Annotated in this window: 22 protein-coding genes; 9 read left to right on the top strand and 13 right to left on the bottom strand. The window is 61.7% G+C overall.

Translation table 11 applies throughout. The annotated features are described in order from the left end of the window. Positions 1 to 65 precede the first annotated feature (65 nt). Positions 66 to 1214: a DSD1 family PLP-dependent enzyme gene (locus AWB82_RS03195; protein ID WP_086965696.1), complete on the top strand. Its 1149-nt coding sequence runs from the start codon at positions 66 to 68 to the stop codon at positions 1212 to 1214. Here the strand turns inward: AWB82_RS03195 and AWB82_RS03190 are convergent. The 7 genes from AWB82_RS03190 to AWB82_RS03160 form a co-directional block, all read right to left on the bottom strand. Continuing rightward, positions 1211 to 2272 carry an FUSC family protein gene (locus tag AWB82_RS03190; protein ID WP_086965695.1) on the bottom strand — a complete coding sequence of 354 codons (1062 nt, stop codon included), beginning with the start codon at positions 2270 to 2272 and terminating at the stop codon, positions 1211 to 1213. The two genes, AWB82_RS03195 and AWB82_RS03190, sit on opposite strands and share 4 nt — an antisense overlap. 215 nt (positions 2273 to 2487) lie before the next feature. After that, positions 2488 to 2673 carry a hypothetical protein gene (locus tag AWB82_RS03185; RefSeq protein ID WP_086965694.1) on the bottom strand — a complete coding sequence of 62 codons (186 nt, stop codon included), beginning with the start codon at positions 2671 to 2673 and terminating at the stop codon, positions 2488 to 2490. 144 nt (positions 2674 to 2817) lie between these two features. Next, entirely contained in the window at positions 2818 to 4035 is a 1218-nt protein-coding gene (locus AWB82_RS03180; RefSeq protein ID WP_086965693.1) for a c-type cytochrome, read from the bottom strand. 73 nt (positions 4036 to 4108) lie between these two features. Then, positions 4109 to 5848, bottom strand: coding sequence for a methanol/ethanol family PQQ-dependent dehydrogenase (locus AWB82_RS03175; protein ID WP_086965692.1), 1740 nt, complete (start codon positions 5846 to 5848; stop codon positions 4109 to 4111). Between the two features lie 240 nt (positions 5849 to 6088). Further along, complete coding sequence (gene pqqD, locus AWB82_RS03170) at positions 6089 to 6370, bottom strand: pyrroloquinoline quinone biosynthesis peptide chaperone PqqD (protein WP_086965691.1); 282 nt, start codon at positions 6368 to 6370, stop codon at positions 6089 to 6091. Between the two features lie 66 nt (positions 6371 to 6436). Next, a complete protein-coding gene (gene pqqA, locus AWB82_RS03165) occupies positions 6437 to 6511 on the bottom strand; it encodes a pyrroloquinoline quinone precursor peptide PqqA (protein WP_008347847.1) in 75 nt (24 codons plus the stop codon). Positions 6512 to 6718: 207 nt separating this feature from the next. After that, positions 6719 to 8662, bottom strand: coding sequence for a sigma-54-dependent Fis family transcriptional regulator (locus tag AWB82_RS03160; RefSeq protein ID WP_086965801.1), 1944 nt, complete (start codon positions 8660 to 8662; stop codon positions 6719 to 6721). Between the two features lie 351 nt (positions 8663 to 9013). On the opposite strand from AWB82_RS03160, the gene AWB82_RS03155 reads away from it, so the two are divergent. Further along, a complete protein-coding gene (locus tag AWB82_RS03155) occupies positions 9014 to 9208 on the top strand; it encodes a hypothetical protein (protein ID WP_086965690.1) in 195 nt (64 codons plus the stop codon). Between the two features lie 134 nt (positions 9209 to 9342). Here AWB82_RS03155 and AWB82_RS03150 read toward each other — a convergent pair whose 3' ends face one another. The 3 genes from AWB82_RS03150 to AWB82_RS03140 all read right to left on the bottom strand — a co-directional run bounded on the left by AWB82_RS03150 (position 9343) and on the right by AWB82_RS03140 (position 12697). Then, on the bottom strand, positions 9343 to 9987 hold the full coding sequence (locus AWB82_RS03150; protein ID WP_086965689.1) for a LysE family translocator: 645 nt from the start codon (positions 9985 to 9987) through the stop codon (positions 9343 to 9345). 96 nt (positions 9988 to 10083) lie between these two features. Beyond that, the gene (locus tag AWB82_RS03145) at positions 10084 to 11664 is read right to left on the bottom strand and encodes a sensor domain-containing diguanylate cyclase (RefSeq protein ID WP_235023149.1); all 1581 of its coding nucleotides are present in this window, start codon (positions 11662 to 11664) and stop codon (positions 10084 to 10086) included. A 196-nt stretch (positions 11665 to 11860) separates the two neighbouring features. Further along, complete coding sequence (locus AWB82_RS03140; RefSeq protein ID WP_086965688.1) at positions 11861 to 12697, bottom strand: FadR/GntR family transcriptional regulator; 837 nt, start codon at positions 12695 to 12697, stop codon at positions 11861 to 11863. A 217-nt stretch (positions 12698 to 12914) separates the two neighbouring features. Between AWB82_RS03140 and AWB82_RS03135 the strand changes: the two genes are divergently transcribed. The 7 genes from AWB82_RS03135 to AWB82_RS03105 all read left to right on the top strand — a co-directional run bounded on the left by AWB82_RS03135 (position 12915) and on the right by AWB82_RS03105 (position 20323). Continuing rightward, a complete protein-coding gene (locus AWB82_RS03135; RefSeq protein WP_086965687.1) occupies positions 12915 to 14123 on the top strand; it encodes an ABC transporter substrate-binding protein in 1209 nt (402 codons plus the stop codon). An 84-nt stretch (positions 14124 to 14207) separates the two neighbouring features. Then, positions 14208 to 15068: a branched-chain amino acid ABC transporter permease gene (locus AWB82_RS03130; protein ID WP_086965686.1), complete on the top strand. Its 861-nt coding sequence runs from the start codon at positions 14208 to 14210 to the stop codon at positions 15066 to 15068. Between the two features lie 29 nt (positions 15069 to 15097). Then, positions 15098 to 16087 carry a branched-chain amino acid ABC transporter permease gene (locus AWB82_RS03125; protein ID WP_235023161.1) on the top strand — a complete coding sequence of 330 codons (990 nt, stop codon included), beginning with the start codon at positions 15098 to 15100 and terminating at the stop codon, positions 16085 to 16087. Further along, positions 16084 to 16851: an ABC transporter ATP-binding protein gene (locus tag AWB82_RS03120; protein WP_086965684.1), complete on the top strand. Its 768-nt coding sequence runs from the start codon at positions 16084 to 16086 to the stop codon at positions 16849 to 16851. The genes AWB82_RS03125 and AWB82_RS03120 overlap by 4 nt, the downstream gene beginning before the upstream one ends. Next, positions 16848 to 17549, top strand: coding sequence for an ABC transporter ATP-binding protein (locus AWB82_RS03115; RefSeq protein WP_086965683.1), 702 nt, complete (start codon positions 16848 to 16850; stop codon positions 17547 to 17549). The genes AWB82_RS03120 and AWB82_RS03115 overlap by 4 nt, the downstream gene beginning before the upstream one ends. A 36-nt stretch (positions 17550 to 17585) precedes the next feature. Then, positions 17586 to 18845, top strand: a complete 1260-nt coding sequence (locus AWB82_RS03110) for a Zn-dependent hydrolase (RefSeq protein WP_086965682.1) — start codon at positions 17586 to 17588, stop codon at positions 18843 to 18845. Next, the gene (locus tag AWB82_RS03105; RefSeq protein WP_086965681.1) at positions 18842 to 20323 is read left to right on the top strand and encodes a M81 family metallopeptidase; all 1482 of its coding nucleotides are present in this window, start codon (positions 18842 to 18844) and stop codon (positions 20321 to 20323) included. Before AWB82_RS03110 ends, AWB82_RS03105 begins: the two co-directional genes overlap by 4 nt. A gap of 23 nt (positions 20324 to 20346) precedes the next feature. On the opposite strand, the gene AWB82_RS03100 is transcribed toward AWB82_RS03105, so the two are convergent. The 3 genes from AWB82_RS03100 to AWB82_RS03090 all read right to left on the bottom strand — a co-directional run bounded on the left by AWB82_RS03100 (position 20347) and on the right by AWB82_RS03090 (position 23973). Beyond that, the gene (locus AWB82_RS03100; RefSeq protein WP_235023148.1) at positions 20347 to 21120 is read right to left on the bottom strand and encodes a hypothetical protein; all 774 of its coding nucleotides are present in this window, start codon (positions 21118 to 21120) and stop codon (positions 20347 to 20349) included. A gap of 158 nt (positions 21121 to 21278) precedes the next feature. Beyond that, entirely contained in the window at positions 21279 to 21404 is a 126-nt protein-coding gene (locus AWB82_RS38795) for a hypothetical protein (protein ID WP_268811016.1), read from the bottom strand. Positions 21405 to 21681: 277 nt separating this feature from the next. Then, entirely contained in the window at positions 21682 to 23973 is a 2292-nt protein-coding gene (locus AWB82_RS03090; protein ID WP_143756674.1) for a site-specific recombinase, read from the bottom strand. Positions 23974 to 24086 lie beyond the last annotated feature (113 nt).

Genomic DNA, 24086 nt, shown 5'->3' with positions numbered 1-24086 from the left:
ATTCATCATGCAACATGCAGACGCTATGATCGATGCCTGATCCAACTTCATCGACCCGACCCGCCATGACGCTCGCACCTCCTCTCGCCGCCCGCGTGGGCGATTCACTCGCATCCGTCGCCACGCCTTCCCTGATGATCGATCTCGATGCCTTCGACGCCAATCTCGCGGCGATGGCGGCATTCGCGGCGCGTCATGGCGTGGCGTTGCGTCCGCACGCGAAGGCGCACAAGTCCAGCGAGATCGCGAAGCGTCAGATCGGCGCGGGCGCGGTCGGCGTGTGTTGTCAGAAGCTGTCGGAGGCGTATCCGTTCGCGGCGGCGGGCATCGCGAGCATTCATGTCAGCAACGAGTTCGTCGGCGCGGACAAACTCGCGATGGCCGTCGAACTCGCGTCGCATGTGCGGCTCTCGGTATGCGTGGATGCGTTGCCGCAAGTCCAGGCGCTCGGTGACGCGGCGGCGCGCGCAGGCGTAGCGATCGACGTCCTGCCGGAAGTCGATGCGGGTCAGCATCGCTGCGGCGTGACGAGCGAAGATGCGCTGCTCGCGCTCGTCGACGGCATTGCGGCGCAGAGCGCGCTGCGCTTCGCGGGACTGCAGGCCTACCACGGCGGCATCCAGCATGTCGCCGACTGGACCGCGCGCAAGGCCGAAGCAAACCGCGCCGCCGATATCGCGGCACGCTACGTCCGCGCGCTCGATGCACGCGGCGTGCGTTGCGATATCGTGACGGGAGGCGGCACCGGCACCGTCGAGTTCGATGCGGCGAGCGGCGTCTTCACCGAATTGCAGCCCGGCTCGTATCTGTTCATGGATGGCGATTATGGCGGCATCGGCTGGAGCGGCGAATTGCGCTGGCGTCATAGCCTATTCGTGCTGTCGACGGTCATGAGCGCGACGCGGCCCGGCATGGCCGTATGCGATGTCGGCCTGAAGGGTCTGGCGGTGGATTCGGGCTTGCCGCGCAGCGCGAACTGGCTCGATGCGAGCGCCGAGCCCGCGCTTGCGTATGTCTCCGCGAACGATGAGCACGGCATGCTGCAAGCGCAGCACGATTCTGAAGGCCGCTTTGCGGATCTCGTCGGCAAGCGTCTGCTGTTGCCGCCGGGCCATTGCGATCCGACCGTGAATCTCTACGACGAATACGTGTGCTATCGAGGCGAACGCGTGACCGATATATGGCGGATCGATGCACGCGGTCTCTCGCGCTAGGCCGCTGACTCCTTCGGTGGATAGATCGTGGCGATCAGCGCATCGAGATCCGCGACGATCAAGCCGATCACGAACTGCGCCACGGCCTGCGCGCCGTGCGTCGCCTCTTGCTGGGCGAGCATGCTCTTGATGTCCTCCACGGCCGACCGTGCGCCCGCGAGCTTCGCATCGTCCTGACGATTCGATGGACGATTCGATGCAAGCACGCCCGCGAGCGTCTCGAACAACGCCTGCAATTCGCGACCGGTCGTGCCGAGCCGGGCCGCGCAAGTATCGCGGTCGAGGTGCGATACCGCTTTCGCGAGGAAGAGCGCATCGCCATGCAGACGCCGCAGAAAAGGCGCTGCCTTATCGATGGCATCCGAGCGACGATCCTGCACGAGCACGATGACGTGCTCGCGTTCAGCTTCCTTCAATGCATCGTCCAGAGCTTTTTGTGCATCGGTGCTTTGCGTTTCGAGGCGCGTCGCGCGAGCTTCGTTCGGCTCGCCCGACAGATAAAGCCCGATCAACTGACCGAGACTCTTCAATGTATCCGCGACGCTGCGATGCGCGGCCTTGAGTGTGGGATTCGGCCAGACCGCAGACACGACGAACGACGAAGCCGCGCCGATCAGAATCTCCAGCACGCGATGCATCGGCCGCTCGAAAGGCGAGCCCGGTCCCGCCGGAATCAGCACGACGATCACCAGCGTCACGCATGCGAGCCTGAGTGCGGGACGCTTTGCGCTCAACGCGGCAAGCGGCACGAGCGCGATCGAGAAGACCGCGAGCGGCGGCGCCCCGCGCTGCATCGCGACGATGCCGAGCACGCCCGCCATCGCGCCGATGAACGCGCCGATGATCTGATCGCGCGCGATATCGACGGCCTGCGTGAGGGTCGGTTGCGTCACGACGACGAGCGTCGTAATGAGCGCCCAATATCCTTCGGGCAGCGTAGCGAGTCGCGCGGCGCCGTAGCTGATCGTGCAACTCATCAGCGTGCGAAGGAGGCGTCTTGCTTCGGGTGCGCCGAAGAAGGCGCGCGCCTGAGGTGGAGTGCGGGTAATCGCAGTCATGCGGTCTCGGTGGGTGACGAAGCGGGACGGGCGCGAAGACGCGACGCACGCGCGCGCCCGGTGCTGCATTATGCCAATGCGCACGGCGCGAAACGAATGAAGTTTGTTCAGAGGGAAAAGGAAACAAGGCGGCGCACATGCCCGATGTTGCCGGGCATGTGCGCCGCCTTGTGTCGCGACGAACCGAAGTTTCGACGAAGCGTCAGGGTGTGCCGTCAGGTGAGGATCGGCACCGCTTCGATCAGTGCAAGCCCGAGTAGCGCCCCGAGGGCTGCGCCGATGAGCTTCGGATGCCAGCGATCCAGATGCAGCGCCGTGAGCAGCGCGCCGATCAGGATGACGCCGAGCAAAGCAAAAACCACGACAAGATAGCCGATTTCAAAATTGTTATCGATGAGCACGACGCTGGCCTCCCGCCGGTTCGAACCGGCTGACTTGCACGTTGCGCCGCGTTGCGGCCGTGTCGATCCGCCCGCGCGACATCTCAATTATATGTCACGTTGTGATGTATTTAAACCCGCGCGGACGGTGTTCATATGCCGGCCTTATCGGGCGGGCCCGGCGTTGAGCGGCAGTTTCGATGCGCGCGCGCTGTCGGCTGTCATCTTCGGTCCGCCTGGCTTGTAGCCGTTCGACATGAGCAGGAAGGCCATGATGTCGGCATAGTCCTGATCTTTCATCTTGCCTGGACGATCCGCCGGCATATTGGTCGTCATATAGGTGAAGATGCCGCCGAGAGTGAGATGCGAGTTCGATGGCGGCGCGAACGAAGGACCTTGCAACGCGGGTGCGGTCACGCCTTGCAACTGCGCGCCGTGACACTTCGCGCACGAGCTCGAATAAAGCGTCTTGCCGTGCGTGGTTTGCGCTTGTTCGAACGTCGGCGGTTCGGCTCCTCCCTCATTCGCGACCTTGATGAAACGGCCGGCGCGCGCTGCGTTCGCATCCGCGAGCATGAAGCCCGAATGCATCGACGAGGCTGCGGAAGGCGTGTCGAGATAGCGCGCCGCCGAAGCGGTCTGGACAGGCAGCGTCCATAGCTTCGTCATAGCTTGCAGGCGGCCTTCGTTGGTCATCGATGTAAGCGCATCGTCGATGCGTGGGCGCAACGGGGCGCTTCTATCGCCGAATGCGAATGCCAGATGCCAGTCCGCATACGGCGAATCCGCGGTTGCAACGGTGAAGCTATGTTCCGGATGCGCCCTGCGATAAGCGACGACAGCCGGATACCACACGATTGCACGTCGAGCGCGTCCGTTCGCAACGGCATCGACCGTCGATGCCGACGTGTTCTCAAGATCTAACGTGATGTCGTGCTGTTGCACGGCGATCAGTTGTGCGGGGCTTGCGTATGTCGCGGCGACCGTGCGCTTGGCCGCGTCGTTCAGTTCGACGCCGGGCGCTTCGATGCTGACGTAGCCCGCGCGCAAATAGCCGCGCGAAAACTGCATCTTGCTGCCGGATGCATCGGCTACCGTGGAGCGGGGAAAGCCCGCGATAACATCGCAATCGCGCGCGAGCGTCTTGTCGAGTTCGTGGAGCGACACGCCGTCGTCGTCGCCTTCGCCGATACCGTGCGACACGAACGTCGCGGCGATGTTCGCGCGCGCGAAGACGGCTTGCGCCACGCTACGATCCAGCGCCGCCGAAGGGCTACCGGGAAACGTGCAGATCTTCACGGCGGCATCCGAAGCCGATGGCGCGAGCGCGATGCATGCCGCCAGCATGCCCGCTGCACGAATGGAATTGAGGGAATGATTCATGTCGAAGCGTCCGGTGATGTCGGTGACACCGCGAGCGCGCGACGATGCGCGCCCGCGGATCGATCGGGATGGGTCAGGTGCGATTGAGCGCGAACACGTAGAGCGTGCCGCCGCGCGGCACCTTGTCCGCGGCCTTCGCCATCGGTCCGCCCCAGATCGGGTTGGCGCCACCGTAGCCCGCGAGAATGGCGACATATTCCTTGCCATCGATCTCATACACCGAAGGCTGAGCGATGATGCCGCTTGCGAGCTTGGGGCTTTGCCACAAGACCTTGCCGGTCTTTTCGTCGAACGCGTAGAGATGACCGTCGAGCGAGCCGCTGAATGCGAGGCCGCCCGCCGTCGTCGCGACACCACCGTTCCAGGGCAACTTGGTCCAGTGGCTCCAGACCTTCTTGCCCGTATCGACATCGATGGCCTGCAATTCGCCATAGCCCTTGCTGTTCGGTTCCGGCTTGATTTCGAAGCCTTCGCCGAGATAAGGCAGACCTTCCATGTAATTCACCGACTTGCCGGACAGGGACATGCACGCATGCAGAGCCGGCACGATCGCGAGATGCGTCTGCGGATCGTATGACACGGACCACCAGTTCTTGCCGCCCAGGAAGCTCGGACACGTTTCGATGGTCGTGCCCGTCTTCGGATACTTGGCCGCATCCTGAATCGGCTTACCGTCGTCCGAATAGCCCGTTACCGATGTCGCGGTGACGAAGGGGCGCGCATAGATCAGCTTGCCGTTGCTGCGGTCGATAGCATGGAAAAAGCCATTACGGTCCGCGTGAATGATCGCGTCGTAGTCCTTGCCCTGATACTTGATGTTAGCGAGCACGGGCGTGTTGACGCCGTCGTAGTCCCACGTGTCATGCGTCGTGTATTGATAGTGCCACTTGAGATCGCCCGTCTTCGGATCGAGTGCGAGCAGCGAGTCGGAATAGAGGTTGTCGCCGGGACGAAGATCGGCGAGCCACGGTCCCGGATTGCCGACGCCCCAATAGAGCGTCTTGCTCGCCGCGTCATAGGTGCCCGTGAGCCATGCGGGCGCGCCGCCGTGTTCCTGCATGCCGTCGGGCCATGTGTTGCCGCCGGGTTCCTTCGCGCCGGGCACCGTATAGCGTTTCCACAGCACCTTGCCATCGTTGGGATCGAGTGCCGCGATAAAGCCGCGCGCGCCATACTCGCCGCCCGAGCTGCCGACGACGAGTGCGCCATCGAGCGCGAGCGGAGCAAGCGAGAACGAGTAGCCCACGCCCGGATCGAACATCGCCTTCTTCCACACGAGTGCGCCCGTTTGCGCATCGAGCGCGGCCACTTCGCCGCTCAGCATCGCGACATAGACATTCTTGCCGTATAGCGCGACGCCGCGATTGACCACGTCGCAACATGCGGTCTTGAACGATCTCGCATCGAGATTCGGCTCGTATTTCCAGAGCTGTTTGCCCGTTGCCGCATCGAAGGCGTAGACGTTGTCCTTGGGCGTCGTCACGAAGAGAAAGCGGCCGTTGACAATGGGCGTGGCCTCGAAGCCTTGCTGCAAATCCTTGGGAAACTTATAGCTCCATGCCTGCTTCAGGTTCTTCACGTTGCTCGTATCGATCTGCTTGAGCGGCGAATGCCCATGACCGTTATACGTGCGGTAGTACGTGAGCCAGCCGGGATCGTCTTGCGCGCTCGCGAGACGTTCATAGCTGACGTCCGGATACTGCGCCGGTGTGCCCTGTGCCGCGATGGCATGATGCTGCGCTACGCTGAATGCAGCAACGGCGCCTGCTGCAAGGGCCGCGATGCGCATGGCCGGACTGAAGCGAATCTTCATCGTTGTCTCCTGAGTATTGTCGATGCAACGTCTTATTGAAACTCGATAGCGATGCGAAACGGTTGCGACATCGTCAAGGCAAGTCATGTGCCATTGACCATCGATGCGCGCGAATGCCTTGCTGTATGCGGCTATCGGACACGAAGCGCTCGATGCGAGCGTCGCTACGCGTTATTGCAGAGGTGTTGCATCGTGGAGCAGTGGGACGTTTGACGTGTTGCCCGATGTGACAGCGCGAATTCAGTCGAGCCAGCCGAGACGACGTGCTGCATCGATGAAGCGATACACATCTGTCGCGAGACCCGCGATGCCGAAGCGCGTTTCCAGTTCGCCGATGATGTCGTCGAGTTCGCGCGTGCCGTCGCAGCGCGCGAGTATCTCGCCCGCGCTGCGGTTCAGTTCGACGCTGCCGCGCGGATGCACGATCTCGCACGTGCGCATGTCCGCATGCCAATGCAGCTTCAATGGCGCACGCAGTCGCGGACGCGCGAATGCGCCCGCATGCGCGGTCGAAGAGTTCATGTGGGAGGCAAAGAGAAGGGTGCAGGCCCGGGTTCGATGCGACCCGGGCTTGCCGTCATCGAAGCATTAGCGTGTGGCGATATACATCGTGATCTCGAAGCCGAAGCGCAGATCGGTGAAGGCGGGCGTCGTCCATTGCATGTTCATCTCCTTGGGTGATGTTCGAGTTGGATCGCGAACCGTTTCGCAATCGGGCGTCGAAATGCAAAGTCCGTGCCTTCGATAAAAGACAGTGCATGTGCACGCTTTCTGCCTTTCACTTCGATTTCGATGACGCGTGGTCATCGTGTCGAAGCTGTTCTTCTTCGTAACAAGGGTGTATCGAAGTGGAACACTTCATGGAACAGTTCATTGCTCCATTGCTGAACAAGCGGGCATCTTGCGATAGATCGTGTTGCGCGAAATCCCCAGCGCACGCGCGGCGGCGGAAACATTGCCACGATGTCGCGCGAGCGTCGCTGCGATCACGGAAGCCGTGACCTCCTGCAAGCGTCCCGAAGCAAGCGCCGATGGAGCACATGTTTCAGACGTGCTTTGCGCGTTGACGCGAGGTTCATCGAAGAAGTCTTCCGGTAGATGTTGCCGGCGGATGCAGCCGTCGTCGTCCACCATCGCGGCTGCGGTGCGCAGCAGGTTGCACAATTGCCGGAAGTTGCCGGGCCACGCGCAATGCTCGAAGAGCGCCATGACTTCGTCATCGATGGACAGGCGCATGCCGCATGCTTCATCGGCGCTCACGGCGTGCAGCATTTTCGTGATCACGGCCGCGAGGTCCGTGCGTTCGCGCAATGGCGGCAGCTTGACGACGAGCCCGTTCAGGCGATAGTACAAGTCCTCGCGGAAGCGGTTCTGCTCGATCATCTCGCGCAAGTTGCGGTGCGTCGCGCAGATGATGGCCACATCGACGGGGATCGACTTGCTGGAGCCGAGCGGATCGACGACGCGCTCCTGCAGCACGCGCAACAAACGAACTTGCAGCGGGTAGGGCATGTCGCCGATTTCGTCGAGAAAGAGCGTGCCGCCGTTGGCCTGCAGCAACTTGCCGGCCGCGCCCTTGCGCCTTGCGCCCGTGAACGCGCCCTCCTCATAACCGAAGAGTTCCGATTCGATCAGGTTCTCCGGAATCGATGCGCAGTTCACCGCGACGAACGGTCCCGCGCGGCGCGGCGAGTCGCTATGAATGGCCTGCGCGAGCAGTTCCTTGCCGGTTCCCGTTTCGCCGGTGATGAGTATCGGTATGTCCTTGCCGATCACCTTGCGCACCTTGCCGATGACCGCTGCCACTCTCGGGTCGCCTGTGTCGAGCGATGCGAGTTTCGACGATGCATTCATCGCTGACGATGCCCGCGGCGCGGGTTTCATCGCGATGGACGTGGACGCCACCTCGGCGAAGGGCGCGCGGTTCAGGCGCACGCGTGCGCACACGACGGCGCCGTTGTTGAGATCGAGCGGAATGTGCGGCGCGCGGCTCGCATGCGAACGATCGATCAGTTGGGCGCTGGTGAGTCCGAAGAGCGATGACAGCGTATGCGCGCGCAGCGCCGAGAGCGGCAGGCCGAACTGAAACTGCGCGCTGCGATTGGCGGAGAGAAAGCGTCCATCGCAAGTGAAGGCCATGATGCCTTCCATTAGCGTGCCGAGAAATTCGGGGCGGCTATGAAATGCGATCTGCAGCATTCCCTGAAAAGTGCTTGAAAACAGATGGTTTTCGATCATCTGCACGGACATGCGCGCGAGCGCCATCGTGTGGCGATGGTAACTGCGATGATCGCCCGTGACGTCGAGCACGCCGATCAGATCGCCGTATGGATCGAGAATCGGCACACTGGAACAGGTGAGAAAGCGATTGGCGGCGAGATAGTGTTGATCGCCATGGACGACCGTCGGCGAGCACTCCGCGATGGCCGTACCGATGGCATTGGTCCCTTGCCGTTCCTCGGCCCAGTTCGCGCCGGCCCTGAGCGCGACCTTTTCGGCGCGTGCAAGGAAGTCGTCGTCGCCCGTGGAATGGAGAATCAGTCCTTGCGCGTCGGTCAGCACGATCATGCTCTGCGTGTTGACGATCTGCTCGCGCAGCGTCTCCATCACCGGCGTCGCGTGCGCGCACAGCACGCGGTTCTGTTCGAGCTTGAGCAGCAACTCGCCTTCGGTGAGCACGTCATAGTCGGGTCGCGTCGATGCGTTCAGGCCGAACGTCTCCGACCGTTCGTGCGCCTTGCGAATCGCCGGGATCAGCCAGGCGCTCTCTCGTTCATCGTGGGTCGCCGCGATCTCGCGGATATCGTCTTGCATCATCTCCTCCTTGTGCAAGTGCCGGTCGAGTCGCCGGATGTTGAACGCGGATAAAAGCAAGACGTGCGCCAAGGAATGTAGTCGATTGTTTGTGTTGGGGAAACGAAAGGTTGAGGTGTGTTATCGCGAGACCAACAGAGCCGCCCGTGTTGTGTTGGGTTACGTCTGACGCGCGGGCGCCGACGGAATGCGCGTCGGCAGGCCGCAAGCACGCGGCGTAAGGCGTTGCGGGCATCCAAGCCTCAGACGCTACGCATTGGCATAACCAATGCAAAGGACCAGACGAGCGCCGACACACGCTCGATTCGAATCAGATGAACCTCTCGCTCACGCACCGCAAGGAGAAACGTCATGCCGAACCTGAAGCTCGACGACCTGCAACATACCCAGGAGCTTTCCACTTCCGAGATGTCCCGCATCGTCGGAGGCGACAAGAACGAACCGGCTGGCCGGCCAACTCATATCGACGCTCAGAGCGGCGTGCTGACGTTCAAGGACGGCTCGAAGTGGACGATGGATCTCGACGGCAAACTGCATCCGCTGTAATGCACGCGCTTCGAGCCTGCTTGTAGGAAGGCCGGACGTGCCTCGCGGCGCGCCCGGCCTTTTGCCTTTTGCCTTTTGCCTTTTGCATCCAGAATGTCCGATGGTGTTTTGCGTTATGCGTTTTGCATGCGAAATCACAGACCCGTTCGACCCGCCGTGAGCACGAGGCGCAGGCCGAGCATCGCAATGACGCTCGCCGCGATCCGGTCCGTGTACTTCCTGGTCCGCAGATACATCTCGCGCGGACGTCTGCTGGAGAAGCCCAGCGCGACGATGGTGTACCAGCCGGTCTCGACGGCGAAGACCATCGGCGGCAACACAAAGTAGCACCACAGCGGAGGGTGTTGCGGCAGCAGCGCCGCGAAGATGCTCGCGTACCAGATGGCGGTTTTGGGATTGCTCAGTTGCGTCGAAAGGCCGAGCCAGAAAGACTTGCGCGCGCGTCCGCCGAACCGGGGCGCATCGTCTCGTGCCGGCATCTGCATCGGCTGAGCGGCGCTCCGCCAGATCTTCGACGCGACATAAATCAGATACAGGCCGCCTGCTACTTTCAGCGCGACGTAGAGCCACTCGACGGCAACGAGCAGGGTGTACAGGCCCGCGAGCGCGACGCCGCCGAAGAAGATGCCGCCCACGCCCATGCCGAGCGCGGTCGCGACACCATCGGCGCGCGATATGCCGATTGCATTGCGGGCCACGATCACGAAACTCGGGCCCGGAATCATCGCGCCCAGCAGTAGTGAAAACAAGATCGCGAGCACGGCGGTCGATGCGGTCATCGGATTTTCTCCTTCGAATATCTAATTTGAATGCGATATGCAAAACGCCGAATCGCATTCACGATGCATGATACGCCCGGCCTCGCGAGCGATGCGTCAGGCGTCGTTGCCCGCGACGCTGTCTTCGTGGATCGCGCGATTGCGTCCCGTGCGTTTGGCGAGATAGAGCGCGGCGTCGGCGTTGTTGAGCAACTTGAGCGCGTCGTCGCTATGGCGTGGCGAGGCGGTCGCAATGCCGATGCTGATCGTCAGCACGCCCTTGTGCGCCGCACTGTGGGGAATGGCGAGTCCCTCCACGTTCGCGCGCAGACGCTCCGCGAATGTGAGCGCCCCGCTCGCCGCTGCGCCCGGCAGCACCACGACGAATTCCTCGCCGCCGTAGCGCGCGACGATATCGCCGGGCCGTTTCGCGGCATTCTGTATGCAGTCGGCCACCGCGACGAGCGCATCGTCGCCCATCACGTGACCGTAAGTGTCGTTATAGAGTTTGAAGTGATCTACGTCGATGAACAGTGCCGACAGCGGATCACCGGCACGACGGGCGCGACGCCATTCGTCTTCGAGCCGACGGTCCAGCGCGCGGCGATTGCACAGCCCGGTGAGCGAATCCGTACCTGCAAGCCGTTGCAGCTTCTCTTGCGCGATCGCCCGTGAGCGCAGCGAGATCGCGAGCAGCCATGAGATGACGATAAAGCCGCCTCCGAACGCCATCGTCAACCCGCCGATAACGAGGCTGCGTTCGCGCCAGGCCGCAAGCACCTCATCCTCGGCGGGCGCGACCGCCGCGATCAACCGCGTGCCCGGCACGTGCTGGAAGGTATAGAGCCGCCGGACGCCATCGAGCGCGGACCGTGAGATATACGAACCGGAGGGCGCATCCTGCATCGCGGTGAAGCTCGGTGACTTGGCAACATAGCCCTCGCCATCGGAAGGCAGCGCAGGCTTGCGCGCGATCATCACGCCGTCCTGCTGCACGATGAACACCGAGCCCGACCGGCCGACCTTCACGCGCGAAAGCAGGTCCTTGAAATAGGAGACGTTCAAAGCTATCACGGCGACGCCCGCGAACGAGCCATCCGGTGCATCGATGCGCCGGCTCATTGCGAGCGACGCCGCGCCCTCGCGCAATCGCGACGCGTAGGGCCCGGAAATATAGAGGCCGGCGTCGGGACGCTCGGCATGAACCTTGAAGTAATCGCGATCGTTGAAGAGCAGATCGGCATGCTCGGAAGGATCGCGCTCGACGACGATGCGTCCCTCGCGATTCATCACGAACGCGCCGCCCACCGAGTTCATACCGGTGGCGCCATCGAAAAGAACGAGCTTGCGCAGGTCGGGCGAAAGCGCCATCACGGCAGGGTTTTGCGCGCCGCTGACAATGGTACGCAGCGACAGGTCACTCGATTCGATGTTGTGCGCGATATCGGCGCTCAAGGTGGCGACGAGATTGGCCGCGGCCTGATGCGCGTTTTGCAGCGCCTGCGCGCGTCCTTGCCACAGCGCCGCAAACGACAACACGGCCATGCAAATGGCGATGGCCGTGCCGATGAATCCGGCGAGCGCCGGAAAGCGCGAAAACGCTTCGGCGAAGCGCATCCCGGCGGTGCTGTTGCGTCGCATCAACCGGCGGCCGACCATGCGTCCGGTCTTGCGAACGGCCTTCAATCTGGCGGGCATTCAGGTTCTCCGCGTGACGCGATTTCCGCACGACCGAGTACGACATGGTGTGCAGCGCGACTACGCTGTGTGTCGAAAAACTCCGTGTTTTAGGGGGTGATTTGCATCTGACGCGCATCTGATGAATAGCAATGCACGTATTGGCTCTCCGATTGTAGTCGGTCGGGCCGGGTCGTTTCGCGCGGGCGTGCATGAATCACCCGCCGCGTCCGCCCATGCGCTTGCGAATCTCCGAGTCGAGAATGAGCCGCCCGCGCAGCTTGCCCTTCATGCGCTTTACAAAGCGCGGCGCCTCGGTCATATGAATCACCATCAGTTCGCGGACCTTGTCAGCGTCCCGCGCCCGCGCTGCTTCCGTGATCGCCCTATGGATCTTCACGTTCGCGCGGCCGAAGCGTTCATGTTCGGCTTGCGGCGTGTCGTTCCTGAACTCGATGAGTTGGCGGATCATCTCGTTGATCAGTTCGCACGTGAAGCGCAAGAACGGATTGGGATTCGCTGCAGCGAGAATGTCGTGGAAGTTCACGTCTTCCTGCCGCTGCCGCACGATATCGCGATTCGCATGCGTCGAGGCGTGTTCGTCGCAACACGCGATGTTCGTTTCCAGCGCCGTGAAGTCCTCGTCGGTGAGGTGCGGCACCGCGCCTGCCGCGAGTTCCGGCTCAAGCAATTGACGCACCGTATAGATGTCGTCGATGGTCACGTCCTTGAAGAACAAATAGTTCTGCAAGAGCTGCAACGTTCGATCGAGCGGTACCTCGACGATCGTGCCGCCGCCTGACGGCCCCGTCGTCACCTTGATGAGCCCTTGCACTTCGAGCGATTTGAGCGCCTCGCGAATCGTGCTCTTGCTCACGGAAAAGAGTTGCTGCAGTTCGACTTCGCGCGGCAGCTTGTCGCCGGGCTTCAGGTTCTTTTCCGTGATCAGCCGTTTGATCTCTTCCGCGACCAGATCGGCGCGCTTGGGCTGCTTGATCGGCTGCTGCGCGATCTCGATTGCCGCGCCCGCGCGCTTTGCATGCTCCATCACCATGTCGATGCTCCCTGTCGTCGTTGCCTGCTTTATACGCGCGCGCATCGCGAAATCGCAGACTGGAATATTGCCTTATTGACACCCGAATTTATTGTTCCTAGCATCGTGTTCATTCTATTTATCATGATAAATAGAATGAACCGCACCGAGGCTCGAACCTACCACGACAAAAAATGCGGGGCGACTGCGCAGGTTATCTTCTCAAGGAGCGTCAATTTTGAATCGCCGAAACATGTTGAAGCTGGCCGCGCTGTCGGCCATTCCGGGATCGATCGAAGCCCTCGTCGCAAGAAGCGCCTTCGCGCAGGGCTCGCCGATCCAGTTCGCGTGCCCGGTGCCGATGTCCGGTCCATTCGCGGCCAATGGCAAGTACGCCGATCTCGGCATGAAGTTGGCGATCGATCAATACGGCAAGGTGCTCGGCCAACCGCTCGCCTATACGACGCTCGATACCGAGGGAAAACCCGCAACCGCCGTGCGACGTGTGCAGGAAATCGCGCAACAGAAGAATGCACGTTATTTCGCGGGCGGCATTCTTTCCTCTGAAGCGCTCGCGATGGGCAAGGAAGCCGAAAAGGCCGGTGGCATCTTCATCACGACGGCGGGTGCGGATGAACTCACGGGCAAGGACTGCAACAGCGCGACCTTCCGCTGGTCGGTGCCGACGTTCGGCGCGATCGAACAGACCGTGCGACCGCTCATTCAGTCGATGCCCAACGCGAAGCGCTGGTACACGATCACGCCGCAATACGTGTTCGGCGACGGACTTTTATCGGCGGCCAAGAACATTTTTAAAGAGAAAGGTATCGAGCATGTGGGCAATAGTTATCACTCGCTCAATGAAAAAGAGTTCAGCGGTTATCTGACGAATGCGGTCGCCGCTAAACCGGACGTTCTTCTTATCCTCAACTTCGGCTCGCAATCGTCGGACACATTGCGTCAGGCCGTGAGTTTCGGCATGAAGAACAACTGCACGATTCTGATGGCATGGGCATCGGGTCTGGAGCAATTCGAAGCGCTCGGACCGGATATTTGCGAGGGCGTGTATTTCGGCGCGCAATACTGGCATGCGATCGATGCGCCGCTCAATCACGATCTCGTCAAGCGCGTGAACGCAGTCTACAAGGCGAACCCGAACTATAGCCTCGCGGGTTCCTACATCTGCACGAAGATTCTTCTCGATGGCATCGTGAAAGCGGGCACCGCCGATCCGAAGAAAGTAGTCGCGGCGCTTCAGGGCATGAAGTACGCGGGACTGACCGGGTCCGAGGAGATTCGCGCAGGCGATCATCAGGTGCTGAAAAACTATTATCTGCTGAAGGGTAAGCCCAAGAGCAAGATGAAGGACAAGGACGATTACGCCGACATCGTGAGTTCCGGTCAATCGTTCCTGCCGCTCGACAAGACGCAGTGCAAGCTCGCCTGATCGAGCGATGTCCTGACGCGCGTCGTTCTCATGCGAATGCGGGCCAGCCCTGCGTTCGCGCCGCCACTCTTCTGATGCAAGGCCATGAACGTTTATCTGTTGCAGGTCGTGAACGGCATCGGCGTGGGCATGCTGTATTTTTTGCTCGCAGTCGGCTTGTCGATCGTGTTCGGGCTGCTGCGCTTCGTGAACTTCGCGCACGGCGCTTTCTATCTGCTGGGCGCGTACTTCTGCTATCAGGCGATGCAGTGGTCGATGAATTTCTGGAGCGCGCTCGTCGTCGTACCGATTGTCGTCGGTGCGATCGCATGGATCGTCGAGAAGGTGGTGCTGCGGCATGTCTATGCACAGCAGCACGAATTTCATATTCTCGCGACGGTCGGTCTCGCACTCGTCATCCAGGAATGCGCAATCATCGCGTGGGGACCGATCGGCGATAACGTGCCGGTGCCCGACGTGCTCAATGGCGTCGTGATGTGGGGCAGCTTCATCTACCCGAAGTACCGCCTCTTCGTGATCGCGTTCACGGCCGTGCTCGCCGGCATTTTATGGTGGGTGCTCGAAGGCACGCGGCTCGGAAGCGCGGTGCGCGCCGGCAGCGAATCGAGCGAGATGGTCGCGCTGCTCGGCATCAACGTGACGCGCATCTTCAGCCTTGTATTCGCGCTCGGCGCAGGCACGGCGGCGCTCGCGGGCGTGCTTGCCGCGCCCATACGCGGCGTCGAACCGTTCATGGGTATCGAGGCGCTGGGGGTGGCGTTCGTCGTCGTGGTCGTGGGCGGCATGGGGAATTTTCTCGGCGCGCTCGTCGGCGGATTGCTGGTCGGCATCGTGCAGAGCGTGATGAGCACGCTGTGGCCCGAAGGCGCGCGTCTCATGATCTATGTGGCGATGGCCGCGGTGTTGCTGCTGCGTCCGAATGGATTGCTCGGGAGGACCGCGTGAATTCCAAACTGGATTCGAAGACACTGGATATGAGCGTGCCGCAACGATCTCTTAGACATTCGCTGCATCGTTATCGCTTCCTGTTGCTCGCGGCTATCGTCGTCTGCATTCTCCCGATGACGATTCGTTCCGGATCGCTCGCAACCGAAGTGCTCGTCTATGCGCTCGCCGCGCTCGGCTGCAATTTGTTGCTAGGGCATACGGGCTTGCTGTCCTTTGGACAAGGCATCTTCTTTGGCCTGGGAAGTTATGCCGCGGGCCTGATACTCACGAAGTCGGGGCTTCAGGCGCCTGCTGCATTGCTCGGCGCAATCGTCGTCGGTGCTATCGCCGCGGCCGTCGTCGGATGGTTCTCGATTCGTCAGCGCGGCGCGTACTTCGTGATGCTCACGCTCGCATTCGGGCAGATGTTCTACTTCCTCGCCTATACGACGCCCGATCTCACCGGCGGCGACAATGGCCTGCTCGATATCCCGCGCCCCGCGTTGTCGATCTTCGGACAGGGACTCGTCTCGCTCGCATCGCCGTGGCAGTACTACGCGTTCGTCGCGGTGTTGTTCCTGATCGCGTTCTGGCTGATGCTGCGCGTCTCGCATTCGGTGTTCGGCCGCACGCTGCTCGCAATCCGCGATAACGAAGCGCGCGCCGCTGCCGTGGGTTATGACGTCAGGCGTTTCAAGCTCGTTGCGTTCATCGTATCGGGCGCCGTTACCGGTCTCGCCGGCGCATTGCACGCGATGATGACAGGCATCGCGCCGTTATCGAACATCGACTATCACACGAGCGAGATGATTCTCGTGATGACGGTTATCGGCGGCACGGGCAATCTCTTTTCTTCCGTGCTCGGCGCAGCGTTCTATGTGCTCTTCGCCGACTGGCTTTCGACACTCTGGCCGCGCTGGCTACTGTTGCTCGGACTCGTGCTGATCGCCGCGAGCCTCTTCATGCAGCGCGGTTTGTGGGGACTGGGTGAACGCATCTGGCGCGCGGTGAAGCGCGATCGAGGAGAGCCGGCATGAGCGCGTCGATATTGGAGGCAAAGGGCGTCGCGAAGCGTTATGGCAAGTTCGCGGCGCTCACCGATGTGAACCTGCGCATCGCGAAGAACACGGTGCATTCCGTGATCGGACCGAACGGCGCGGGCAAGACCACGCTCTTTCATGTGCTGACGGGCACCTTGCCGATCAGCGCGGGCAATATCGTGTTCGACGGTCATGACGTGACACACGAACCCGATCATCGTCGCGTGAAGCGTGGCATCGCGCGTTCGTTTCAGGTGACGAGTCTCTTCGCGAATCTATCGGTGCGTGAGAATTTGCGGCTCGCCGCGCAAGGCGTGGATTCGAAACGCGCGCTCAATGCATGGACGCCGCCACGTGGCGCGCTCGAACATCGCGATACCGTCGATGGCATTCTCGAACGTCTCGCGCTGCAACGCCTGGCTTCGACGCAAGCGAGCGCGTTATCGCACGGCCAGCAGCGGCGTCTCGAAGTCGGCATGGCGCTCGCCGCGCGGCCCAAGGCGATCTTTCTCGACGAGCCGACCTCGGGCATGGGCATAGACGATCTCGACGACATGAAGCATCTGATCCGCAGTCTGCGCGACGACTACACGGTCGTGCTGATCGAGCACAACATGGATATCGTGATGGACATCTCCGACACCATCACGGTGATGCAGCAAGGCCGTGTGCTTGTCGAAGGCAAACCCGCCGAGATTCGCGGCGACGAGCGCGTTCGCCAGGCCTATCTCGGCAACATGATCACCGGAGGCCGCGCATGATGCTCGATGTCGATAACATTCACGGCTATTACGGCAAGAGTCATATTCTTCAGGGCGTGTCGCTCACGATAGGTGAGGGCGAGACCATCACGCTGCTCGGGCGCAATGGCGCGGGCAAATCGACCACGCTTAAAAGCATTGCGGGCGTCGTGACGCCGCAGCAAGGCAGCGTGAAGTTCAAGGGCGTGGAACTCGCCAAGCTGCCGCCGCACAAGATCGCTTCGCGCGGCGTGTGCTTCGTTCCGGAGCATCGCGGCATCTTCAAGCTCTTGTCCGTCGAAGAGAACTTGCGGCTCGGCGCGCGCAAGGATTCACCGTGGCAGCTCGCGGATATCTATCGTATCTTTCCGCGCCTGAAAGAGCGGCGCACGAACGGTGGAGGACAACTTTCCGGAGGCGAGCAGCAGATGCTCGCGATAGGCCGCGCGTTGATGAATCATCCGCGATTGCTGATGCTGGACGAACCGGTGGAAGGACTCGCGCCGGTGATCGTTGAAGAGATCGTCGCGCAGTTGAAGCTGATTCGCCAAGCGGGCGTGGCGATCTTGCTCGTCGAACAGAACCTCGAAGTATGCACGCAACTCGCCGATCGCCATTACATCATCGAGCAAGGGCGCATCGTGTACGAAGGTGCTAACGATGCATTCATCGCCGATGAGTCGATCAAGGATCGTTATCTCGGCGTGGGCGTCGTCTGAACGTCATATCAGCAACACTAAGCTCAGGAACCTCGAATGCAAGTTCATGATATGCCGGCGCTGGCCGGCTTGCGCGTCGACGGTGCGCGTCTCTGGAACAGTCTGATGGAGCTCGCGCGTATCGGCGCGACGGAGAAGGGCGGTGTATGCCGTCTCGCGCTAACGCAACTCGACAAGCAGGGTCGCGATCTTTTCATCGCGTGGGCGAAGGATATCGGCTGCACGGTGCGTGTGGATGCGATAGGCAATATCTTCGCGCGCCGGGCTGGCACGCGCGATGATCTGCGGCCCGTGATGACCGGCAGCCACATCGATACGCAACCGACCGGCGGCAAGTTCGACGGCAACTACGGCGTGCTGGCGGGACTCGAAGTTTTGCATACGCTGAACGATAACAACGTGCGCACGGCGGCCCCGCTCGAAGTCGCGGTCTGGACCAATGAGGAAGGCTCGCGTTTCGTGCCGGTGATGATGGGCTCCGGCGTATTCGCGGGCGCATTCACGCTTGACCATGCGCTCGCGCAGAAGGATCGCGAAGGCGTGTCCGTGCGCGATGCGCTCGCGGCTATCGGCTATGCCGGCGAAGGCGTCGTCGCGCACGACGTGGGTGCGTATTTCGAAGCGCACATCGAACAGGGCCCTGTGCTGGAGGCGAACGACAAGGTTATCGGCGTCGTGCAAGCAGCGCTCGGCCAGCGCTGGTATGACGTGACGATCGAAGGCATGGAAGCGCACGCGGGCCCGACGCCGATGGAACTGCGCCGCGATGCCTTGCTCGTCGCGGCCGATCTTATACGCGAGGTGAATCGCATCGCGCTCGCGCACGCGCCGCATGGACGCGGAACGGTCGGCTGGGTCGACGTGCATCCGAACTCACGCAATGTGATTCCCGGACGCGTGAAGCTGACCGTCGATCTGCGCGCCGCCGACGATGCCACGCTCCTTGCAATGGACCGCGCATTGCGCGAAGCATGCGAGCAAGCGGGCTTGCCGGTCAAGGTAGACGAAGTTGTCTACTTTGCGCCGCAACCGTTCGAAGCATCGCTGGTCGCTTCGGTGCGTGAGAGCGCGCATGCGCTCGGCTTAACGTCGATGGATATCGTGAGCGGCGCGGGCCATGACGCCGTTTATCTCGCGCGCGTGGCACCGGCGGCGATGATCTTCGTGCCGTGCAAGGACGGCATCAGTCACAACGAAATCGAAGATGCACGCGCCGATCATCTCGAAGCGGGCTGCAATGTGCTGCTGCAAGCCATGCTGCGCGCGGCGAACGCGTCCGAAGGAGAAGCGGCATGAAGATCCTTATCGCGCGGATGAATCACGAGACCAACACGTTCTCGCCCGTTGCGACGCCGATCGAAGCGTTCGGGCGGGACGGTCCGTGCTATGGCGACGATGCGTATCGCGAGAACGACGGCATGCGCACGGCAATGTCCGCGTTTATCGATGCGGCGAAGCGCGAGCATGCGCAGATCGTTACGCCGATATCGGCCTCGGCGAATCCGAGCGGGCGCGTCGCCGCTGCAGCTTATGACGCGATCTGCCAGTCGATCGTCGATGCAACCGAAGGATGCGATGCCGTGATGCTCGATCTGCACGGCGCAATGGTCGCGGAGAACTCGCCGGATGGCGAAGGCGATCTGCTCGAACGCGTGCGACGCGCGCTACCGCATGCGCCCATCGCCGTCTCGCTCGATCTGCATGCGAACGTGACGCAGAAGATGATCGATAACGCGAACGTGATCACAAGCTTCAAGACTTATCCGCACGTCGATATGTACGAAAGCGGCGAGCATGCGGCGCGGCTTCTGTTCGATCTCGTTCATGAGAGGGCGAAGCCCGTGATCGCGTGGGCGCAGCCGCCGCTGCTCACGCACACGCTGAGGAGTTCGACAGCGCAAGGCGCGATGAAACGCGCCGTCGACGCCGCGCGCGCAGCCGAAGGTGAGGATGGCGTGCTGGCCGTATCGGTGCTGTCGGGTTTCTCGCTTGCGGATATCCCCGCGCCTTGCATCAGCGTGGTCGTGGTGGCCGAGGGCGACAGCAAGAAGGCGCAGGACGTGGCGGACCGTATCGCGCGGCAGATCTGGAACGAGCGTGACGCGTTCGTCTATCGCAGTGCGCCGCTTACGCAATCGATCGGCGAAGGCGCGGCACTCGCGCGCGAAACCGACAAGCCCGTGCTGCTGCTCGATCACGGCGACAACTGCATGTCGGGCGGAACGTGCGACACGACCGACGCATTCGAAGAAGCGTTGAAGCAAGGACTCGATGGCATCGTCGTCGGACCTTTATGCGATCCGGAAGCGGTCGCGCGGCTCTTCGCAGTTGGCGAGGATACGTCCGTCACGATCGGTATCGGCAACAAGCTTGCGAGCGTGGCCTCGCGAGGAAAGCCGCCATTGAAAGTTACGGGCGTCGTGCGCGCGCTGACAGATGGCGAATACATCATCAGTGGACCAACCTATACAGGACAGCATGCTTATATGGGCCGCGCGGCCGTGATCGAGACGGCAGCGGCGCGGATTCTCGTGACGGAACGCACGCACGAGCCGTGGGACCTGGGCGTGTTCGAGAGTGTCGGCATCGATCCTCGCAGTGCCCGCTTTCTGATCCTCAAGTCGCGCATGTACTGCCGCCCCGTGTTCGTTCCGATATCGGGCGGCCTCGTCGAATGCGATAGCCGTGGCGTCACGAGTTCCGATTACGGACTCTTTGCGTTCGAGAATTTGAAGCGGCCAGTCTATCCGCTGGACTCGAACGTCGAGTATTGATCGACGCGAAAGCGGCGCGCGTCTCACTTCACGAGGCGCAGCCGCTTCGAAATGATCGTGCCTTCATTGCGGTCGATGAGCCAGGCTGCATCGACATGTCCATGCAACGTCGATGTTCGGCGCGTGATATCCGTGGGTTCTTCGTCGGTGGGCGCGCTGTGCTCGATGTCGTCGGTCAGATAGGGCGGCGCAAGCGTGCAGATGAGCACGATCGCGAAGTCGCCGTTGCCGTGCTCGTGATCGAAGTTCGGGAGCACCGCGCTGAAGCGGACGGTCGTTCTGGCGCTGCCTTCCTGCTTCAATTGAATGCTGTCGAAGGTCTGAACGAAGCCCTTTTCCTTTGCTTCGGCCGCGACGACGAGCTTGCGGCCGCTTTGCCCCTTCACCGTTTCCTTGAGCAGAATGGCGGAGGGATCTTCGGACGCCGCCAGCGAGACGTTCACGGTCAGCACCTTCTTCTTCGACAGATAGCGCACGCCGTAGGAAACCGGAATGACGAACGTGAACGTGCGATCTGCTCGCGCGCTCGATTGGCTGGCGGCATGCTGCGCCTTGGTAAATGGACGCGAAAGAAACGCCCGCACGCGGCTCGTGATCGACGCCGGCTGTCCCGGTGCGGGATGACCGGCGAGCGCGTCGCGGACGTGTTCGGGATCATCGCCCGTGAAATTGGGCGCGAGCGCATCGACCGACATGATGCCTTGCCCAGTTACGCCGCTTGCGACCTCGACAGCGCTGCCCGCATGGGCGCCGCGCGGCGCGGCGGAGGCGCCCGCCGTCGCCGCGAAAGCGGACACCGACACGCATGACAACGAGCAGGCGATGCAAAGCGCAGTGCTACGTCCACGTTTCAATAAATACACATGCCACTCCTGGCGCATCCGCCGATCGTGATGGAAGTGGCTATCTTAAAACGAAGCGAGCCGATCGGTATTTTGCACGCGTGATAATGAATTCAATCCATTCGCGCGTATTCATTGATCGCCGCGAGCGCGCCTTCCTCGAATTTCGTCGCCGCGCGCAGAAGCGCATCGCGAAGAACCGGATTGCGTGCCAGCGATGCAGGGAAGACTTCGTTCACGGCGGGGAGTGCATCGAAGAGGCTTTCCGGCGTGGTCGCGTCTTCGGCGACTACAGCAACTACCGCGGGCGCCGCCGCGACGCGATAGTTTGCGTCGGGCAGAGCCGGCTGCTTGCCTTCACGTCAACGTCGCAGCGGTCACGGCACCCTTCGAAAGACCCATCACGATCGACGTGTTCGAACACATCGACATGCAAATCGGCGTGTTCGGCAGTCTGCAACGGCTTCTGCGTGCTACGGATTTAGCCGGGCCCCGATATGCGCCCGGCTCCGCGGACTAGTGCGATTGAGGGGGGAAGAAGAATTCGCTCGGGTAACGGCGCAGGCGCAGCAGCACGTCGCGCAAGAGCTGGCGTGTCTCTGCAAGTGTCACGCCGCGCGAGCGCAGCGCGACGCACATTGCAAGGCTGAAGCTGACGAACAGGTTCAACGTTCCGATGGCCCAGGTGCCCACGACGGCTGCCAACATGAGCGAGTGAGGCGCCGCGAAGTTGAGCGAGACGTTGGCGAAACCCGAGTAGGTGGACACGAACGCGACGTGCCGGACGTCGAGCGGCAAGTCGAACAGCATGCCGAGCGCCCAGACGCCGCTCAACATGAAGCCGAAAACGAAGTTGCCGATTAACGCGCCGAGGTTGTCTTTCACATAGTTGGCGATTCGCTGGAGGCGACGTTCGCCGAACATGCGGCGCGCCCAGCGGATATGCATGATGCGCTCGGGGATGCGTTCATAGGAACACATGTTGTCGCAATACCCGTTGATCTGACCGGCAAGAAAGAGGCACACGCCCGCGATTGCGGCATAGAAAAGCGTGGACGGCCGGAAGGCCACCTCCTTGAGCAGTTCCGTCGCTGCCGGGGGGCTGATGAACGGATGCCCCATCACTTTCTGGTACGCGAGAGCGATCGCTATCGACACGGGCACTGCAAGTACGACGTTGCCGAGAATCGCCGCCGTCTGGCTGCGCATGGTCCGCACGATCAGCGTCACCAGATGTCCGAGGTCGCGCCCGCCCTTGCGACTGTTGTCCTTGATCGCGGCAGCGAGTGCATGAGCCGTCATCGCCGGCTGTTTGGTGGCTACGATGCCATGCAAGAGGTGAATCAGGACAAAGCCAAGGCCATAGTTGAGGCCGAAGGCAATCGATTTGTTAAGCGGCGTCCAATCGAGTCCCACGATCATGAACTTGATTGCAGACATGAAGCCGATCAGAAAGCCGCCGAGCAGCGCGGAACGCAGCAACGCAAAATAGTCCCTGCGGTTCGACGTTATATAGTGCTCGCCCGCACGTCCGGCGTTCTCCGTGACACGCAGTGCGATCAACTCGACGTTCTGCCGGAAATAATCGTGCAGATTATTGCGGCAACATTCCGCTTGAATCAGTTCGGAACCCAGGTCGGCGATCATGGGCAGCTCGATTTCCGCGCCGCGCTTTTCACCCAGGGCGCTCGTCAGGTCGATCAGTCTTTCCGCACGCGCCAGATGCTGGTTCAGGCGCAGCAGATGCAGCGTCAACGAAACGCTCGTGCCGGTCTGCGCGGCGCGCATGCGAATGCGGTCGCCCACCGCGCGGCATTCGTTCAGTAGCGCCGTGAGACGTTGCGCGTCCTCGCCCTCAGCGCGCATTTGGATCGCATTGCCGTGGCCACAAGGATCGACGGCGGGCAAAAGCGCGGCGTTCGACGCCATGTCGAAGCGCGCGAGATACGCGATCATTTCCTGGTTTTGCGCCATGAATGGCGAACGCCCCGAATTGAGCGTGGGATCGTGCCGACGCACCTCCCGCTCCAGACCAATGGCTGCGATACGGTAAGAGAGCACCCGCAACGCTTCGAGTAACTGGTGTAGCGGCCGCACGGAGCCCTGCGCGTCGCAAGCGCCATTCGGCTCGGACGCCTCGTCGAAGCGCAGCGCTTGCAGCAGCCGGGTCCACGCCTGAGTGCCGGCCTCTCGAACCCACAGTTGATCGCTTGCCCGTTTGAAGACCTTGGCGATCACATCGCATAACTGTGACAAATCGAAGAGATCGGGCAGCAGCGTGCTGCGGGCGAGACGGCGCGCAACTTCCGTGACAAAGCCGCGATTCGGAAAAATGCCGACGTCCGCGTAGAGCGCCACTTGTCTGCGCTCCGTCATCAGACGCCACAGCGCACCGCGTAGCCGCGCCCGATATTGGTCGTTCCGTTCCAGCAGTTCGCAGAGCGTGTGGATTGCGTGCCGGGCCGCATCGCCGTCATTTGCTCGGGGTGGGCGCATGCAACTGACAACGTCGTTCAGGAGCGCGATATCGGGTTCGTGAACGCGAGCCGAACGACTCAGGACAGACTCGAAAGCCGACTGGTGATCTTCGGGAGCGACGGGATTCTTCATGGGCTGCGGGACAACAAGTGCGAGAGATCGGGGGCCACCTGTACAGAACTTGCACAGAAGACGTGGCGTCAGCGGCGGGGAGCGAAAGGCAATGCCGAATGGAGGAGTGGTGATGAGCAGGTGTTTAGGAACGCGACAGGTTAAGTTGAACACGACGTCAGAGAAAGTCGTAAGTCGCCTTGAGTTGTCGCCGGTCAAGCCCTTTCCTGTGGCGGGTTCTCGGCCACGCAGGCCTAGCGACGATTGGCCGCGCACGAATGCGGATGGACTGACTGTGAGCGCCCGGGAAACAAAAAAGCCGCCACGCTCTC

This window comes from Caballeronia glebae (assembly GCF_001545035.1).
Lineage (GTDB): Bacteria > Pseudomonadota > Gammaproteobacteria > Burkholderiales > Burkholderiaceae > Caballeronia > Caballeronia glebae.
Note: the sequence above shows the minus strand (reverse complement) of the source record. Positions and strands in the feature narration are given on the sequence as shown.

What these genes read in the sequence shown, in the direction of transcription:
- AWB82_RS03195 (WP_086965696.1), top strand. Translation starts at nt 66, where the DNA reads ATGACGCTCGCACCTCCTCTCGCCGCCCGCGTGGGCGATTCACTCGCA.
- AWB82_RS03190 (WP_086965695.1), bottom strand. Translation starts at nt 2,272, where the DNA reads ATGACTGCGATTACCCGCACTCCACCTCAGGCGCGCGCCTTCTTCGGC.
- AWB82_RS03180 (WP_086965693.1), bottom strand. Translation starts at nt 4,035, where the DNA reads ATGAATCATTCCCTCAATTCCATTCGTGCAGCGGGCATGCTGGCGGCA.
- AWB82_RS03175 (WP_086965692.1), bottom strand. Translation starts at nt 5,848, where the DNA reads ATGAAGATTCGCTTCAGTCCGGCCATGCGCATCGCGGCCCTTGCAGCA.
- pqqD (WP_086965691.1), bottom strand. Translation starts at nt 6,370, where the DNA reads ATGAACTCTTCGACCGCGCATGCGGGCGCATTCGCGCGTCCGCGACTG.
- AWB82_RS03160 (WP_086965801.1), bottom strand. Translation starts at nt 8,662, where the DNA reads ATGCAAGACGATATCCGCGAGATCGCGGCGACCCACGATGAACGAGAG.
- AWB82_RS03155 (WP_086965690.1), top strand. Translation starts at nt 9,014, where the DNA reads ATGCCGAACCTGAAGCTCGACGACCTGCAACATACCCAGGAGCTTTCC.
- AWB82_RS03150 (WP_086965689.1), bottom strand. Translation starts at nt 9,987, where the DNA reads ATGACCGCATCGACCGCCGTGCTCGCGATCTTGTTTTCACTACTGCTG.
- AWB82_RS03145 (WP_235023149.1), bottom strand. Translation starts at nt 11,664, where the DNA reads ATGCCCGCCAGATTGAAGGCCGTTCGCAAGACCGGACGCATGGTCGGC.
- AWB82_RS03140 (WP_086965688.1), bottom strand. Translation starts at nt 12,697, where the DNA reads ATGGTGATGGAGCATGCAAAGCGCGCGGGCGCGGCAATCGAGATCGCG.
- AWB82_RS03130 (WP_086965686.1), top strand. Translation starts at nt 14,208, where the DNA reads ATGAACGTTTATCTGTTGCAGGTCGTGAACGGCATCGGCGTGGGCATG.
- AWB82_RS03125 (WP_235023161.1), top strand. Translation starts at nt 15,098, where the DNA reads ATGAGCGTGCCGCAACGATCTCTTAGACATTCGCTGCATCGTTATCGC.
- AWB82_RS03120 (WP_086965684.1), top strand. Translation starts at nt 16,084, where the DNA reads ATGAGCGCGTCGATATTGGAGGCAAAGGGCGTCGCGAAGCGTTATGGC.
- AWB82_RS03115 (WP_086965683.1), top strand. Translation starts at nt 16,848, where the DNA reads ATGATGCTCGATGTCGATAACATTCACGGCTATTACGGCAAGAGTCAT.
- AWB82_RS03110 (WP_086965682.1), top strand. Translation starts at nt 17,586, where the DNA reads ATGCAAGTTCATGATATGCCGGCGCTGGCCGGCTTGCGCGTCGACGGT.
- AWB82_RS03105 (WP_086965681.1), top strand. Translation starts at nt 18,842, where the DNA reads ATGAAGATCCTTATCGCGCGGATGAATCACGAGACCAACACGTTCTCG.